This is a genomic window from Streptomyces sp. NPDC054796 (assembly GCF_053611545.1).
Genome location: NZ_JBSHAO010000043.1, coordinates 35,750 through 48,759, shown reverse-complemented (window position 1 = coordinate 48,759; position 13,010 = coordinate 35,750). Strand labels below are relative to the sequence as shown.

Below are 13,010 nucleotides of genomic sequence, written 5' to 3'. Positions count from 1 at the left end.
TACCGGTTCCGGTGCCCGCTCCGGTTTCCGTCCTCGTCCCCGCACTCATCGGGCGTCTCCCCCTTCGCTCCCCGTGCCCGTGTCCGTGTCCGTGTCCGTCCCGGCTTCCGCCTCCGCTTCCAGTTCGGCGCGCAGCCGCTCGGCCTGCTCGCGCAGCCGCGCCGTGTCGTGGGAGAAGACGTGGTCGAAGAGATCGGCGGGGCGAAGTTCCGCGTCCGCGTTCATCCGTTCGCGCAGCTTCGCGGCCATGTCCTCGGCGGCCCGCGCCGCCTCCCGCACGCCCTCCTCGTCCAGCAGGCCCCGCTCCCGCAGCTCCCGCTCCAGCAGCGCGACGGGATCGTGCGCGCGCCAGGCGGCGACCTCGTCGTCCGTGCGGTAGCGGGTGGCGTCGTCGGCGTTCGTGTGCGCTTCCACGCGGTACGTGACGGCCTCGACCAGCGTCGGCCCCCCGCCCGCGCGGGCGCGCGCTACGGCCTCGGAGAGGACCTGGTGCACGGCCGGCGCGTCGTTCCCGTCGACCAGGCGGCCCGGCATCCCGTACCCGACGGCCTTGTGGGCCAGGGAGGGCGCGGCGGTCTGCTTGGCGAGGGGCACGGAGATCGCGAAGCCGTTGTTCTGGACGAGGAAGACGACGGGCGCCTGCCACACGGCCGCGAAATTGAGCGCCTCGTGGAAATCGCCCTCGCTCGTGCCGCCGTCACCGACCATGGCCAGCGCCACCACGTCGTCACCCTGGAGGCGCGCGGCGTGCGCCAGCCCGACGGCGTGCGGGAGCTGGGTGGCGAGCGGGGTGCACAGGGGAGCGACGCGGGTGGCGCGCGGGTCGTAACCGGAGTGCCAGTCACCGCGCAGCAGGGACAGCACCTCGACCGGGTCCAGGCCCCTGGCGACGGCCGCGAGGGTGTCGCGGTAGCTGGGAAAGAGCCAGTCCCGCTCCTCCAACGTCAGCGCGGCGGCCACCTGGCTGGCCTCCTGGCCCGTGGACGAGGGGTACACGGCGAGGCGGCCCTGCTTGGTGAGGGCCGTGGCCTGCTCGTTGTACCGCCGCCCGCGCACCAGCTCTCCGTACAGCTCCCGCAGCAGCCCGGCGTCGAGCTTCGCGCCGGTGCCGAGCAGCCGGTGCGGCTCGGCGTCGGGCAGGAGGGGAGCGGGGTCCAGGCGGGGGCGCCAGGCCGGGGGCGGCGCGAGGCGATAGGCACCGGGCTGCTCTAGGACCGTCATGACGAGCACCTCCTCATGGGAAGCCGCGAAGGGGCGGGAAGCCTGGTGGGCTTCCCTACCGATTGTTCGGTCGCTGGCACATTTTGGCTACAGGCACCCTCTGCCTGTGGACAAACGGCCCGGTAGTGCGTTCGATATCAGCAGGACGTCCAGGGAGGGGAGGCCGCAGGGCATGCCGGACGAACAGATGGTCACCGACGACATCCCGCGTCCTCCGGCCCGTCCCCTCGACGCGATCGACAGGGACATCCTGCGGCTGCTGCGTTCGGACGGCCGCGCCTCGGTGCGGTCCGTCGCCGAGCAGGTCCACGTCTCGCGCGCCAACGCGTACGCGCGCATCAACCGCCTCATCGAGGATGGCGTGATACGCGGCTTCAGCGCCCGCGTCGACCAGGAACGGGCAGGTCAGGGAGCCTCCGCCTACATCACGCTCAAGATCGTCCAGGACTCGTGGCGCAGCGTGCGGGAACAGCTCAGGGAGCTTCCCGGGGCCTCCCACATCGCGCTGGTCAGCGGCGATTTCGACGTCCTGCTGCTGGTCCACACGCCCGACAACAGGGCGCTGCGCGATCTGGTGCTCACCCGCATCCAGTCCATACCGGAAGTGCTCAGCACGCGGACGCTGCTGGTCTTCGAGGAGACCGACCTCGAACCGGAGGCGTGAGGGGCGGGAGTGTCAGGCTTCCGGGCGGCTCAAGGGCCCGCCCGTCAGGTGACGCGGAGGCCCGCGAAGGCGGTACGGACGACGGCCTCCGCGACCTCCTCGCTGGTGGTGGCGCCGCGTCCGGCCCGGCCCGGGCGGTACCACTCGACGATCGAGTTGATCATCCCGAAGAGCAGCCGCGTCGCCAGCCGTACGTCCACGTCGGCGCGCAGATCCCCGTCGGCCGTCGCCTGCTTCAGCAGCTCGGCGACCCGCTGGTCGAACTCGCGCCGCCGCTCCATCGCCCACCGCTCGGTGTCGGTGTTGCCGCGCACGCGCAGGAGGAGCGTGACGTAGGGCAGCTCGGTCATCAGCACCTCGACGGTGCGGCGGGTGACGTGTTCGAGCCTGTCGACCGCGCGGCCCTCGCGGGCGCGGGGTTCCTCCAGGATGCCGAAGAGCCCGTCCAGGGCCCGGCTTATCGCGCGCCGCAGCAGTTCCTCCTTGCCGCGGACGTGGTGGTAGATGGAGGACTTGGAGATCCCGGCGGCTTTGGAGAGGTGCTCCATCGACGTGCCGTCGTAGCCGCGCTCGTTGAACACCCGCACGGCGACCGTGAGCAGCGAGTCCGGCGTGTACGTGTCGCGCTTGAAGGCGTCGCGCTTGGCTGGCATGCCGCCGATGCTATCCGCGCCGCTGACCGAGTTATCCACAGGCTTACGAGCCCCCTTGCCCCGACCGATCGTTCGGTAGCAGTATCTGTCCTGTACCGGGGAAACGCACCCCCCGGCGCACCCCGGCCGTCGCGGCCGTTGCCTGCCGCCCATCCATTCATCCAGCTCAGCGAGGAGTTGGTCGCTCGTGACCACCGGACTCAGCACAGCGCAGCTCATCGAGAAGCACCGCCCGGCCCGTGACCGGGCGCTGGAGGCGATCCGCAGCCGGGAATTCTGGTCCCCGCACCCCGAGCACCCCAAGGCGTACGGCGAGGGCGGCTCCCTGAGCGCGGAGGCGGGCCAGGCCGCGTTCGACGCGCTGCGCGGCACCCGTTTCGCGCTCGACGACCAGCCGGGGGCCGACGGCGAGTGGACCGCCACCGAGTCCTCTCCCTACGGCCTGGAGCTGGGCATCTCCTATCCGCACATGGACGCCGATGTGCTGCTGCCCGCCATGCGCGCGGCGATGCCCGCGTGGCGCGCGGCGGGGCCGGAGGTCCGGGCCGCCGTCTGTCTGGAGATCCTGTCGCGCGTCAGCGCCCGCACGCACGAGTTCGCGCACGCGGTCATGCACACCAGCGGCCAGGCGTTCATGATGGCCTTCCAGGCGGGCGGCCCCCACGCGCAGGACCGCGGCATGGAGGCGGTGGTGTACGCGTACGAGGAGCAGACCCGCACCCCCGAGTCCGCCTCCTGGTCCAAGCCCCAGGGCAAGCGCGATCCCCTCGATCTCAGCAAGCGGTTCACCGCAGTGGGGCGCGGCGTCTCCCTCCTCGTCGGCTGCAACACGTTCCCGACGTGGAACGGCTATCCGGGCTTCTTCGCCTCCCTCGCCACCGGGAACCCGGTGCTGGTGAAGCCGCACCCGCGCGCGGTGCTGCCCCTCGCGCTCACCGTGCGGATCGCCCGCGAGGTGCTCGCCGAGTCCGGGTTTGATCCGAATCTGGTCGCGCTGGCCGCCGAGCGCGAAGGCGAGGGCCTGGCCAAGGAGCTGGCGCTGCGCCCCGAGGTCCGCATCATCGACTACACCGGCTCCACCGCCTTCGGCGACTGGCTGGAGGCCAACGCGCTCCAGGCCCGCGTCTTCACCGAGAAGGCCGGGGTCAACACCGTCGTGATCGATTCCACCGACGACTACAAGGGGATGCTGGCCAACCTCGCCTTCTCCCTCTCGCTCTACAGCGGCCAGATGTGCACCACCCCGCAGAACCTGCTGATCCCGAGGGGCGGCATCAGCACGGACGCGGGCGAGAAGAGCTATGACGAGGTGGTGGCCGATCTGGCCACGGCCGTCTCCAAGCTCCTGGGGGACGATGCCCGTGCCAACGCGCTGCTGGGCGCCATCGTCAACCCCCAGGTGCGCGAGCGCATCGAGTCCGCGCCGTCGCTCGGCGAGGTGGCCCTGCCCTCCCGTGCGGTGGAGCACCCCGATTTCCCGGACGCCACCGTCCGCACCCCGGTGATCGTCAAGCTGGAGTCCGCGAAGCCCGATGCCGAGGCCGTCTATCTCTCGGAGTGCTTCGGGCCCGTCTCCTTCGCGGTGGCCGTCGATTCCACGGCGGACGCGGTGTCCCTCCTGCGCGGCACCATCCGGGACAAGGGCGCGATGACCGTCGGCGCTTACACCACCTCGCCGGACGCCGAGCGTCTGATCGAGGACGCCTGCCTGGACGAGTGCGCCCAGCTGTCCCTCAACCTCACCGGAGGGGTGTACGTCAACCAGACCGCCGCCTTCTCGGACTTCCACGGTTCGGGCGGCAACCCGGCGGCGAACGCGGCGCTGTGCGACGGCGCGTTCGTCTCGGACCGCTTCCGCACGGTGGAGGTGAGGCGCCCGGCCTAGACGCGGACGCGGAGGCGGGCGCGGACCGGGCGGCAAGCGGCTCCGGCTACTCCGGCTTGCCGGTGGAGACGGTCAGGTCGATGGAGTCCTTCTTGGGGTCGAAGTCGTCCAGGTCGTCGGGGGACTGCTCCAGGACCATGTTCTTGCCCCAGACGTTCTCGTCCTCGTACGAGACGTCGCCCAGCTTCCACCCGGCCTCACGGATGCACTGCTTCACCGAGGACAGGTTCTTGTAGGTGAACTCGGGGATGAGCACCTTGGACTTGTCGTTGTAGCTCTCGGTCGCGTCCGTGCACTTGGTGGAGTCGATGGTCTTGGTCTTGTCCTCGGGCTTGAACTGGTCGGTGTCGTCCGAGTCCGAGCTGGTGTCCTCGCCGCCGCTGCCGCCCGTGCCCGCCGGTTCCTGGGACGTCGCGCCGCTCGACCCGCCACCGGCCTGGGGCTCCTCCTCGCCGCCGCTGTTCATGCTGATCGCGATGATCAGCGCGGCGACGACCACGATGGCCGCGACGGCGGAACCGATGATCACCGGGGTGTTGTTCTTGCCGCCGCCACCATTCCCCGAGGGGGAGGGCGACATGGCGTACGGGGGCGGGGTGTGGGCGCCGCCCTGGTAGGGGGAGCCGGTCGCGTAGCCGGGCTGGCCCATGGGCGCGGGGCCCGTGGCGGGCGGCGGGGTCGAGGGGCCGAAGCCGCCGTACTGCCCCTGGTAGGGCTGCTGCACACTGCCGGGCGGCGGGGTGCCCTGCGCCTGCCCGACGGGCGGGAAGACGGCCTGGCCCACGCCCGCGCCGCTGTTCGCCGCCGGGACTCCGCCGACGATCATCGGGTTGGCCCCGGAGGCCGCGCCGGAGCCGCCGATGCGATGGCACTCGTCGTGCATCGACTCGGCGGAGGGGAAGCGTTCGTTGGGGTTCTTCTTCAGCGTGCGCGCGATCATCGCGTCCACGGCGGGCGGGATCGCCTGGTTGATCGAGGAGGGGACGGGAGGCTCCTCCTGCACATGCGCGTACGCGATGGCCAGCGGCGAGTCCGCGTCGAAGGGCAGCCGTCCCGTCAGCAGCTCGAAGAGCATGATGCCGACGGAGTAGAGGTCCGAGCGGGCGTCCACACCGCGCCCGAGCGCCTGCTCGGGGGAGAGGTACTGCGGGGTGCCCACGACCATGCCGGTCTGCGTCATCGAGGTGACCCCGGACTGCATGGCCCGCGCGATGCCGAAGTCCATGACCTTGACGACGCCGCGCTTGGTCACCATCACATTGCCGGGCTTGATGTCGCGGTGCACCAGGCCCATCTCGTGGCTGACCTCGAGCGCCGCCAGCACATCACCGGTGATCTTGAGGGCCTTCTCCGTCGGCATGGCGCCGAACTGCGCCACGTCCTCGTCCAGCACGCTGCGCAGCGGCTTGCCCTCGACGTACTCCATGACGATGTACGGGACCATCGAGCCGTCGATCTCGTCCTCGCCGGAGTCGAAGACGGAGACGATGTTGGTGTGCGTGAGCTTCGCCACTGCCTGCGCCTCGCGCCGGAAGCGCTCACGGAAGGACTGCTCGCGGCCCAGCTCGGTGTGCAGCGTCTTGACCGCGACCTGGCGGTCGAGCACCGAGTCGTAGGCGAGATACACGGAGGCCATGCCACCCGCGCCGAGCAGGCTCTGAAGCTGGAAGCGCCCCCCGCCGACCGTACGGCCCAAATACTGTGCGGCTGCCTGTGCGCCGTCGTCGCTCATCTGACTGCTTCCCCCTCGGCGGCGCTGCCCCCGCGCAAGTACGTCCCCGGAGCTTCCCGAGGGGGCTCCGGTGATCCAGTGACAATTGATCCAGTGACGATGATCCTGATACTGGCCCAAGTCTGCCGGAGGGCTCTAGTACGTCAAGCTCGTTGCCCGTTCCGTAACCGGATGCGCATCCTGTGCCCACAGGTGTGGCCGTCCTGTCGCGGCCCGCGCGCGGTCCGCTCGCGGTCTGCGAACTTGCCAGTCAGGTACCGCAGCCGCTTGGATGGCTCATCCGTCCCCATCCAAGTACCTCCTCCGAGCCTGTAGCCTCCAAGCGGGGGGTCGGGACATCCCCAGCGAAGCGGGGGAGTACGTACCGCGCGCGGCGCGGAACCGAAATCGACGGCGAGGACTGATGGCTCAGACGCAGGCCGCCGGGGGCCCTTCGGACCCCGACGCGAACGGCGGCTCCATGCCGGATTCGCCGGAGTTGTGGGGAAACCAGGGGGTGGTCGGTGACGGCCGCTACCGCCTGACCTACCGACTCGGCCGCGGCGGCATGGCAGAGGTCTTCGCGGCTGAGGACCTTCGCCTCGGCCGTACGGTCGCCGTCAAGCTGCTCCGCTCCGATCTCGCGGAGGACCCGGTCTCCAAGGCCCGGTTCACCCGCGAGGCACAGTCCGTCGCGGGGCTCAACCACCACTCCGTGGTCGCCGTGTACGACTCCGGCGAGGAGCAGATCGGCGGCAACATCACGCCGTACATCGTGATGGAGCTGGTCGAGGGCCGCACCATCCGCGATCTGCTGCTGAACGCCGACGCCCCGCCGGCCGACCAGGCGCTGATCATCGTCGCGGGCGTCCTGGAGGCCCTGGCCTACAGCCACCAGCACGGCATCGTGCACCGCGACATCAAGCCCGCCAACGTCATCATCACCAACACCGGCGCGGTCAAGGTGATGGACTTCGGCATCGCCCGCGCCCTGCACGGCGCCTCCAACACCATGACCCAGACGGGCATGGTCATGGGCACCCCGCAGTACCTCTCCCCCGAGCAGGCCCTCGGCAAGACCGTCGACACCCGCTCGGACCTCTACGCCACGGGCTGTCTGCTCTACGAGCTGCTCACGCTCAGACCCCCCTTCACCGGCGAGACCCCCCTCTCGGTCGTCTATCAGCATGTGCAGGACGACCCGTCGCTCCCCTCCGAGGTCTCCGACGCGGTGCCGCCGGAGCTGGACGGGCTGGTCATGCGTTCGCTGGCCAAGGACCCCGACGACCGCTTCCAGACCGCCGAGGAGATGCGCGGCCTGACGCAGTACGCGCTCCAGATGCTCCACGAGCAGGGCGGCCACACCGGCGGCATCTGGAACACGGGCCCCGTCGCGCACGGCGGCGGCTCCACTCCCGCCATGGGCGTGCCCGGCGCCGATGCCCGCCAGCACCCCCAGCACGGCGACACCTCCCAGCTCGGCCCGCCCCTGCTGATGGGCCGCCCCGACCGCGACGACGGCGGCTTCGAGGGCGGACACCGGGGCGGCGGCGGGCGCGGCAGCGGCGTCAAGTACGCGCTGATCGCCTTCCTCGCCGTGATCGCCATCGCGGGCGGCATCTTCTACGCGCTCAACTCCGGCTCGGACGACGGGGACAAGACACCGAAGCCCGACACCTCCAGCTCGGCGCCCAAGGACGAGAAGACCTCGGACGAGCCGTCCGTGACGCCGACCGAGACCGAGGAAGAGGACCCGGGCACCAGCACGGGCGACACCGGTGACTACTCGCCGACCCCGACGTACTCGGAGAGCCAGCCCACCGACCCCGAGACGACCCCGTCGAACCAGCCCACGGGGCGCCCGACCGAGACCAGCTCGGGCAGCGGCGGCAGCTCCTCGAACGGCGGCGGCAGCGGCGGCGACACCTCGGACCCGACGGACGAGGACCCCTCGCCCCCGGACGACGACGGCGGCAACACGAACCAGGGGTCGGATGACGGCGGTGCCGCGGCGGACGGCGGCGGCGCGGCGGAGAACTGACCCGTAGCGACGGAGCGGCTCAGCGACTGAGTCACGGAGTGACGGAGTGACGGAATGTGCGAGGCCCCGGCCCACGGCCGGGGCCTCGCCCGTTTCCCGGCCTGGCTCCGGGGCCTGGCTCCGGGGCCGAGTTCGGGCCCGGAACCGGCCCCGGAGCGGAGCACGTGATTCCGGCCCGCTGGCCTGCTCCGGAGTGTGCCACCGGGTGACCGGGCCGTGCTGCCCGTAGACCGGAGCTGGTCGAGCGTGATCATGGGAGACCGTTCGCGGGACGGTCCGCGGGCCCCGGATTACGGGCCTGATCACCCGGACCGCTCCCTTCCCTTTCCGCCTCGTACGTCACTAAGGGTCGCCTAAGATGCGGCGCGTGCAGCACCAGACCGTGCAGTTCCCGCAGCCCGCGCGGCAGCAGCGCCGCCCGCCCACGCCCTCCCACCCCTCCCCTCTCTCTCATCCCTCGCGCCCCTCCCACCCCGACCTGTGCGCGCGTACCCTCCGCGTCCTGCTGCGGCGCTACGGCGCGGGGGAACCCCTCTCCTGCGTGCCCCTCTCCCAGGGACTGCTCAACCACGGGTACCGGCTCGCGACCACCCGGGGCCGCTTCTTCCTCAAGCACCATCTCGACGGCGACCCCGAGGCCATCGGCCGCCAGCACCGCGCCACGGCGCTGCTCGGGGCGCTCGGCATCCCCGTCGTGCCACCGGTGTCCGACGCGGAGGGGCGCACCGTCGCGGTCGTCGGCGACCGCTGCTACGCGCTGCACCCCTGGATCGAGGGCCGCCACCGGCACGGCAGCGAGCTGACCACGGCGCAGTCCCGCCGCCTCGGCGCCCTGCTGGGGCAGGTGCACACCCGGCTCGCGCAGGTCATACCGGCCGCCGCCGCGCCCGCGCACCCCAGCGCCGACCCCTCGGACACGCACGCCCTCATCTGCGAACTCCTCGTCCGGATCAGGGCACGGAAGGCGCCCGACAGCTTCGACGCGCTCGCCGAGTACCGCCTCCTGGAGCGCCGCGCGCTGCTGCACGACTTCGCGGGGCAGCGTCCGCCCGAGGGCGCCGAGCCGGTCGCGGGCTGGGTGCACGGCGACTTCCACCCCCTCAACCTCCTCTACCGCCACACCGACCCCGACAGCCCCGACAGCCCCGGCGGCCCCGGCGGTCCCGACGACTCCGGCGGCCCCGGTGAGCCGCTCGCGATCGTCGACTGGGACCGGCTGGGGGTGCAGCCGCGCGCCGAGGAGGCGGTAAGGGCCGCGGCGATCTTCTTCGTACGACCCGACGGCACCCTCGACCTGCCCCGCGTACGGGCCTACGCACGCGCGTACCGCCACGCGGCGCACGCCTCCCCCGACGAGCTGAGCGCGGCGGTGCACCGCGTGTGGTGGGAGCGGCTCAACGACTTCTGGATGCTGTGCTGGCGCTACGAGCTGAGCGACGGCCGCGCCGATCCGCAGTTCCCCGCCGCGGCGTCGCTGGTGGTGTGGTGGACGAGCGAGTACGCGGCGGTGCGCGGCGCGTTCTGCGACTGACCGGGTGCCGGGTGCTGGGTGCCGGGCGCCAGGCGACGGGCGCTGGGCACCGGGCGACGGCTACGACCCCCCGTCGCCCCGCGCCGCCCGGCCCGCCTGCATACGGGCCACGTACGCGGCGGCCTGCGAGCGGCGCTCCATGCCGAGCTTGGCGAGCAGGCCGGAGACATAGTTCTTGATCGTCTTCTCGGCGAGGTGGAGGCGCTCGCCGATGGCGCGGTTGGTCAGGCCCTCGCCGATCAGATCGAGGATCCTGCGCTCCTGGCCGGTCAGCGACGCGAGCCTGCCGTCCTCCCCGGACCTGCCGCCGTCGCGCAGCCGCTCCGGCACCCGCTGGGTGGCGACGGGGTCCAGCAGCGACTTGCCCGCCGCCACGTCCCGTACGGCCCCCAGCAGCTCCTGGCCGCGGATCGCCTTCAGCACATAGCCCGAGGCCCCGACGAGTGCGTCGGCCGCTGTGCCCGCCTCGCCGACGACCTCGACGTCCGATTCCACCGAAAGCATCTCGTGTACCCCCCGACGGACCACCTCATGGTCATCGACGAGGAATACGGTGATTTTTCGGTCTTCGCGCACGGCCTCAGTCTCACATACTGGTCCCCGCGCTGCTCTTCCCGCGCTTGTGGCCTCCGGGATACCGTGCGGGTGTCCGCGGGGTCCGCGAGGCCGTGACCAGTGACGTCCCTGATATCCCGACGATGTTTGGATTTCCGAGTTCTTAGTTGGATATCCGAACAAAGTTGCAGGTCAGGGCGGCTTCGTGCGTGTATGGAGGTCTGGGCATGGCTTCAGCGGGCCGTCGACCGGGACAGTAGTCACCGCTCGGCTTCCGTCCGCGCCGCACCCACCCCGTGCGCCGTACGGGAACGGGCGAGCCTCCCCCCGCCTCCCAGGCGGGGGACCCCCAGGCCACCGGCGACCCCGGGGGCCGGACAGAAGAGGAGCACACGTGACCGTGGAGAGCACTGCCGCGCGCGGTACAACGCGCAGCAGCGGCACCGGAGGCAAGCGCGCTACGAAGCAGACGGCCGCCGCCAAGAAGACGTCGACGGCGACGGCGAAGACGGCGGCGAAGAGCCCCGCGAAGGCCCCCGCGAAGAAGAAGACGGCCACCGCCGCCCGTAGGACCGCTCCCGCCACCGCCCCCGCAGCCGTCGACGGTTCCGGTTCCGGTGCCGGGCAGACCGAACTGATCCAGCTCCTGACCCCCGAAGGCGACCGCGTCGAGCACCCGGACTACGCCTTCGACCCGACCCCCGAAGAGCTGCGCGGCCTCTACCGCGACATGGTGCTGACCCGGCGCTTCGACGCCGAGGCCACCTCGCTCCAGCGGCAGGGCGAGCTGGGCCTGTGGGCGTCGCTGCTCGGCCAGGAGGCCGCGCAGATCGGCTCGGGGCGCGCGCTGCGCGACGACGACTACGTCTTCCCCACCTACCGCGAGCACGGCGTCGCCTGGTGCCGCGGGGTGGACCCCACGAACCTCCTCGGCATGTTCCGCGGCGTGAACCACGGCGGCTGGGACCCCAACGACAACAACTTCCACCTGTACACGATCGTGATCGGCTCGCAGGTGCTGCACGCCACCGGCTACGCGATGGGCGTGGCCAAGGACGGTGCCGACTCCGCCGTCATCGCGTACTTCGGCGACGGCGCCTCCAGCCAGGGCGACGTCGCCGAGGCGTTCACCTTCGCCGCCGTCTACAACGCGCCGGTCATCTTCTTCTGCCAGAACAACCAGTGGGCGATCTCCGAGCCCACCGAGCGCCAGTCCCGGGTGCCGATCTACCAGCGAGCGCAGGGCTTCGGCTTCCCCGGCGTCCGCGTCGACGGCAACGACGTGCTCGCCTGCCTCGCCGTGACCCGGGCCGCCGTCGAGCGCGCCCGCGCGGGGCAGGGACCGATGCTGGTCGAGGCGTTCACGTACCGCATGGGCGCCCACACCACCTCGGACGACCCCTCCCGCTACCGCCGCGACGAGGAGCGCGTGGAGTGGGAGGCCAAGGACCCGATCCAGCGGCTGCGGCTCCACCTGGAGAAGACCGGTCTCGCCGACGAGGACTTCTTCGCCGCGCTGGACGAGGAGAGCGAGGCGATGGGCAAGCACGTACGCGAGTCCATCCGCACCATGAAGGCCCCGGACTCCATGGCCATCTTTGAGAACGTCTACGCGGACGGGCACGCCCTGGTGGACGAGGAGCGCGCCCAGTACGCGGAGTACGCCGCGTCCTTCGCCGACACCGCCGAGGAGGGCCGCTGACATGGCCACCGACACTTCCGCCTCCTCTCCCGCCGTCTCCTCCGCCACTGCCGCCACCCCTGGCAGCGTGCGGAAGATGCCCCTCTCGAAGGCGCTGAACGAGTCCCTGCGCAAGGCCATGGAGAACGACCCCAAGGTCCTGATCATGGGCGAGGACGTCGGCAAGCTGGGCGGCGTCTTCCGCATCACCGACGGGCTCCAGAAGGACTTCGGCGAGGACCGGGTCATCGACACCCCGCTCGCCGAGTCCGGCATCGTCGGCACCGCCATCGGGCTGGCCCTGCGCGGGTACCGGCCCGTCGTGGAGATCCAGTTCGACGGCTTCGTCTTCCCCGCGTACGACCAGATCGTCACGCAGCTCGCGAAGATGCACGCCCGCGCGCTGGGCACCATCAAGCTGCCGATCGTCATCCGCATCCCCTACGCGGGCGGCATCGGCGCCGTCGAGCACCACAGCGAGTCCCCCGAGGCGCTGTTCGCGCACGTCGCGGGGCTCAAGTGCGTCTCCCCCTCGAACGCCTCCGACGCCTACTGGATGATGCAGCAGGCCATCGAGAGCGACGACCCCGTCATCTTCTTCGAGCCCAAGCGGCGCTACTGGGACAAGGGTGAGGTCGACACCTCGGCCATCCCGGGGCCGCTGCACGCGGCGCGCGTCGCCCGTACGGGCAGCGATCTCACCCTCGCGGCCTACGGGCCCATGGTGAAGGTGGCCCTGGAGGCCGCCGCCGCTGCCGAGGAGGAGGGCAACTCGCTGGAGGTCGTCGATCTGCGCTCCATGTCGCCGATCGACTTCGACACGATCCAGCGTTCGGTCGAGAAGACCGGCAGGCTGGTGGTGGTGCACGAGGCACCGGTCTTCCTCGGCACGGGCGCCGAGGTCGCCGCGCGCATCTCGGAGCGGTGCTTCTACCACCTGGAGGCCCCGGTGCTGCGCGTCGGCGGTTTCCACGCGCCGTATCCTCCGGCCCGGCTGGAGGACGAGTACCTTCCGGGACTCGACCGGGTGCTCGATGCCGTCGACCGCGCGCTGGCGTACTGAGGAGA

At 71.3% G+C, this 13,010-nt stretch carries 10 protein-coding genes; 6 read left to right on the top strand and 4 right to left on the bottom strand.

All coding sequences use genetic code 11. The features are described 5' to 3' along the window. Positions 1-45: 45 nt before the first annotated feature. The gene (gene pdhA, locus ACWGJ2_RS29130; protein WP_453349243.1) at positions 46-1,221 is read right to left on the bottom strand and encodes a pyruvate dehydrogenase (acetyl-transferring) E1 component subunit alpha; all 1,176 of its coding nucleotides are present in this window, start codon (positions 1,219-1,221) and stop codon (positions 46-48) included. 172 nt (positions 1,222-1,393) lie between these two features. On the opposite strand from pdhA (ACWGJ2_RS29130), the gene ACWGJ2_RS29125 reads away from it, so the two are divergent. Continuing rightward, positions 1,394-1,885, top strand: a complete 492-nt coding sequence (locus tag ACWGJ2_RS29125; protein WP_453349242.1) for an Lrp/AsnC family transcriptional regulator — start codon at positions 1,394-1,396, stop codon at positions 1,883-1,885. Between the two features lie 44 nt (positions 1,886-1,929). Here the strand turns inward: ACWGJ2_RS29125 and ACWGJ2_RS29120 are convergent, their stop codons facing one another. Continuing rightward, positions 1,930-2,538, bottom strand: coding sequence for a TetR/AcrR family transcriptional regulator (locus ACWGJ2_RS29120; RefSeq protein ID WP_453349241.1), 609 nt, complete (start codon positions 2,536-2,538; stop codon positions 1,930-1,932). Positions 2,539-2,725: 187 nt separating this feature from the next. On the opposite strand from ACWGJ2_RS29120, the gene paaN reads away from it, so the two are divergent. Beyond that, positions 2,726-4,423 carry a phenylacetic acid degradation protein PaaN gene (paaN, locus tag ACWGJ2_RS29115; protein ID WP_453349240.1) on the top strand — a complete coding sequence of 566 codons (1,698 nt, stop codon included), beginning with the start codon at positions 2,726-2,728 and terminating at the stop codon, positions 4,421-4,423. A gap of 46 nt (positions 4,424-4,469) precedes the next feature. On the opposite strand, the gene ACWGJ2_RS29110 is transcribed toward paaN, so the two are convergent. Then, positions 4,470-6,155 (bottom strand): protein kinase domain-containing protein, encoded by a 1,686-nt coding sequence (locus tag ACWGJ2_RS29110; RefSeq protein ID WP_453349239.1) that lies wholly within the window; start codon positions 6,153-6,155, stop codon positions 4,470-4,472. A gap of 403 nt (positions 6,156-6,558) precedes the next feature. On the opposite strand from ACWGJ2_RS29110, the gene ACWGJ2_RS29105 reads away from it, so the two are divergent. Then, positions 6,559-8,175 carry a protein kinase domain-containing protein gene (locus ACWGJ2_RS29105; protein ID WP_453349238.1) on the top strand — a complete coding sequence of 539 codons (1,617 nt, stop codon included), beginning with the start codon at positions 6,559-6,561 and terminating at the stop codon, positions 8,173-8,175. 478 nt (positions 8,176-8,653) lie between these two features. Beyond that, a complete protein-coding gene (locus ACWGJ2_RS29100; RefSeq protein ID WP_453349272.1) occupies positions 8,654-9,706 on the top strand; it encodes a phosphotransferase in 1,053 nt (350 codons plus the stop codon). Between the two features lie 60 nt (positions 9,707-9,766). Here ACWGJ2_RS29100 and ACWGJ2_RS29095 read toward each other — a convergent pair whose 3' ends face one another. Further along, positions 9,767-10,282, bottom strand: coding sequence for a response regulator transcription factor (locus tag ACWGJ2_RS29095; protein WP_453349237.1), 516 nt, complete (start codon positions 10,280-10,282; stop codon positions 9,767-9,769). Between the two features lie 373 nt (positions 10,283-10,655). Between ACWGJ2_RS29095 and pdhA (ACWGJ2_RS29090) the strand changes: the two genes are divergently transcribed. After that, positions 10,656-11,963 carry a pyruvate dehydrogenase (acetyl-transferring) E1 component subunit alpha gene (gene pdhA / locus ACWGJ2_RS29090; protein ID WP_453349236.1) on the top strand — a complete coding sequence of 436 codons (1,308 nt, stop codon included), beginning with the start codon at positions 10,656-10,658 and terminating at the stop codon, positions 11,961-11,963. Positions 11,964-12,039: 76 nt separating this feature from the next. Continuing rightward, positions 12,040-13,005, top strand: a complete 966-nt coding sequence (locus tag ACWGJ2_RS29085; RefSeq protein ID WP_453349271.1) for an alpha-ketoacid dehydrogenase subunit beta — start codon at positions 12,040-12,042, stop codon at positions 13,003-13,005. Positions 13,006-13,010: the final 5 nt, after the last annotated feature.

Coding starts and splice junctions, on each gene's coding strand:
- ACWGJ2_RS29105 (WP_453349238.1), top strand. CDS start 6,559: ATGGCTCAGACGCAGGCCGCCGGGGGCCCTTCGGACCCCGACGCGAAC.
- ACWGJ2_RS29125 (WP_453349242.1), top strand. CDS start 1,394: ATGCCGGACGAACAGATGGTCACCGACGACATCCCGCGTCCTCCGGCC.
- pdhA (WP_453349243.1), bottom strand. CDS start 1,221: ATGACGGTCCTAGAGCAGCCCGGTGCCTATCGCCTCGCGCCGCCCCCG.
- ACWGJ2_RS29120 (WP_453349241.1), bottom strand. CDS start 2,538: ATGCCAGCCAAGCGCGACGCCTTCAAGCGCGACACGTACACGCCGGAC.
- ACWGJ2_RS29085 (WP_453349271.1), top strand. CDS start 12,040: ATGCCCCTCTCGAAGGCGCTGAACGAGTCCCTGCGCAAGGCCATGGAG.
- ACWGJ2_RS29110 (WP_453349239.1), bottom strand. CDS start 6,155: ATGAGCGACGACGGCGCACAGGCAGCCGCACAGTATTTGGGCCGTACG.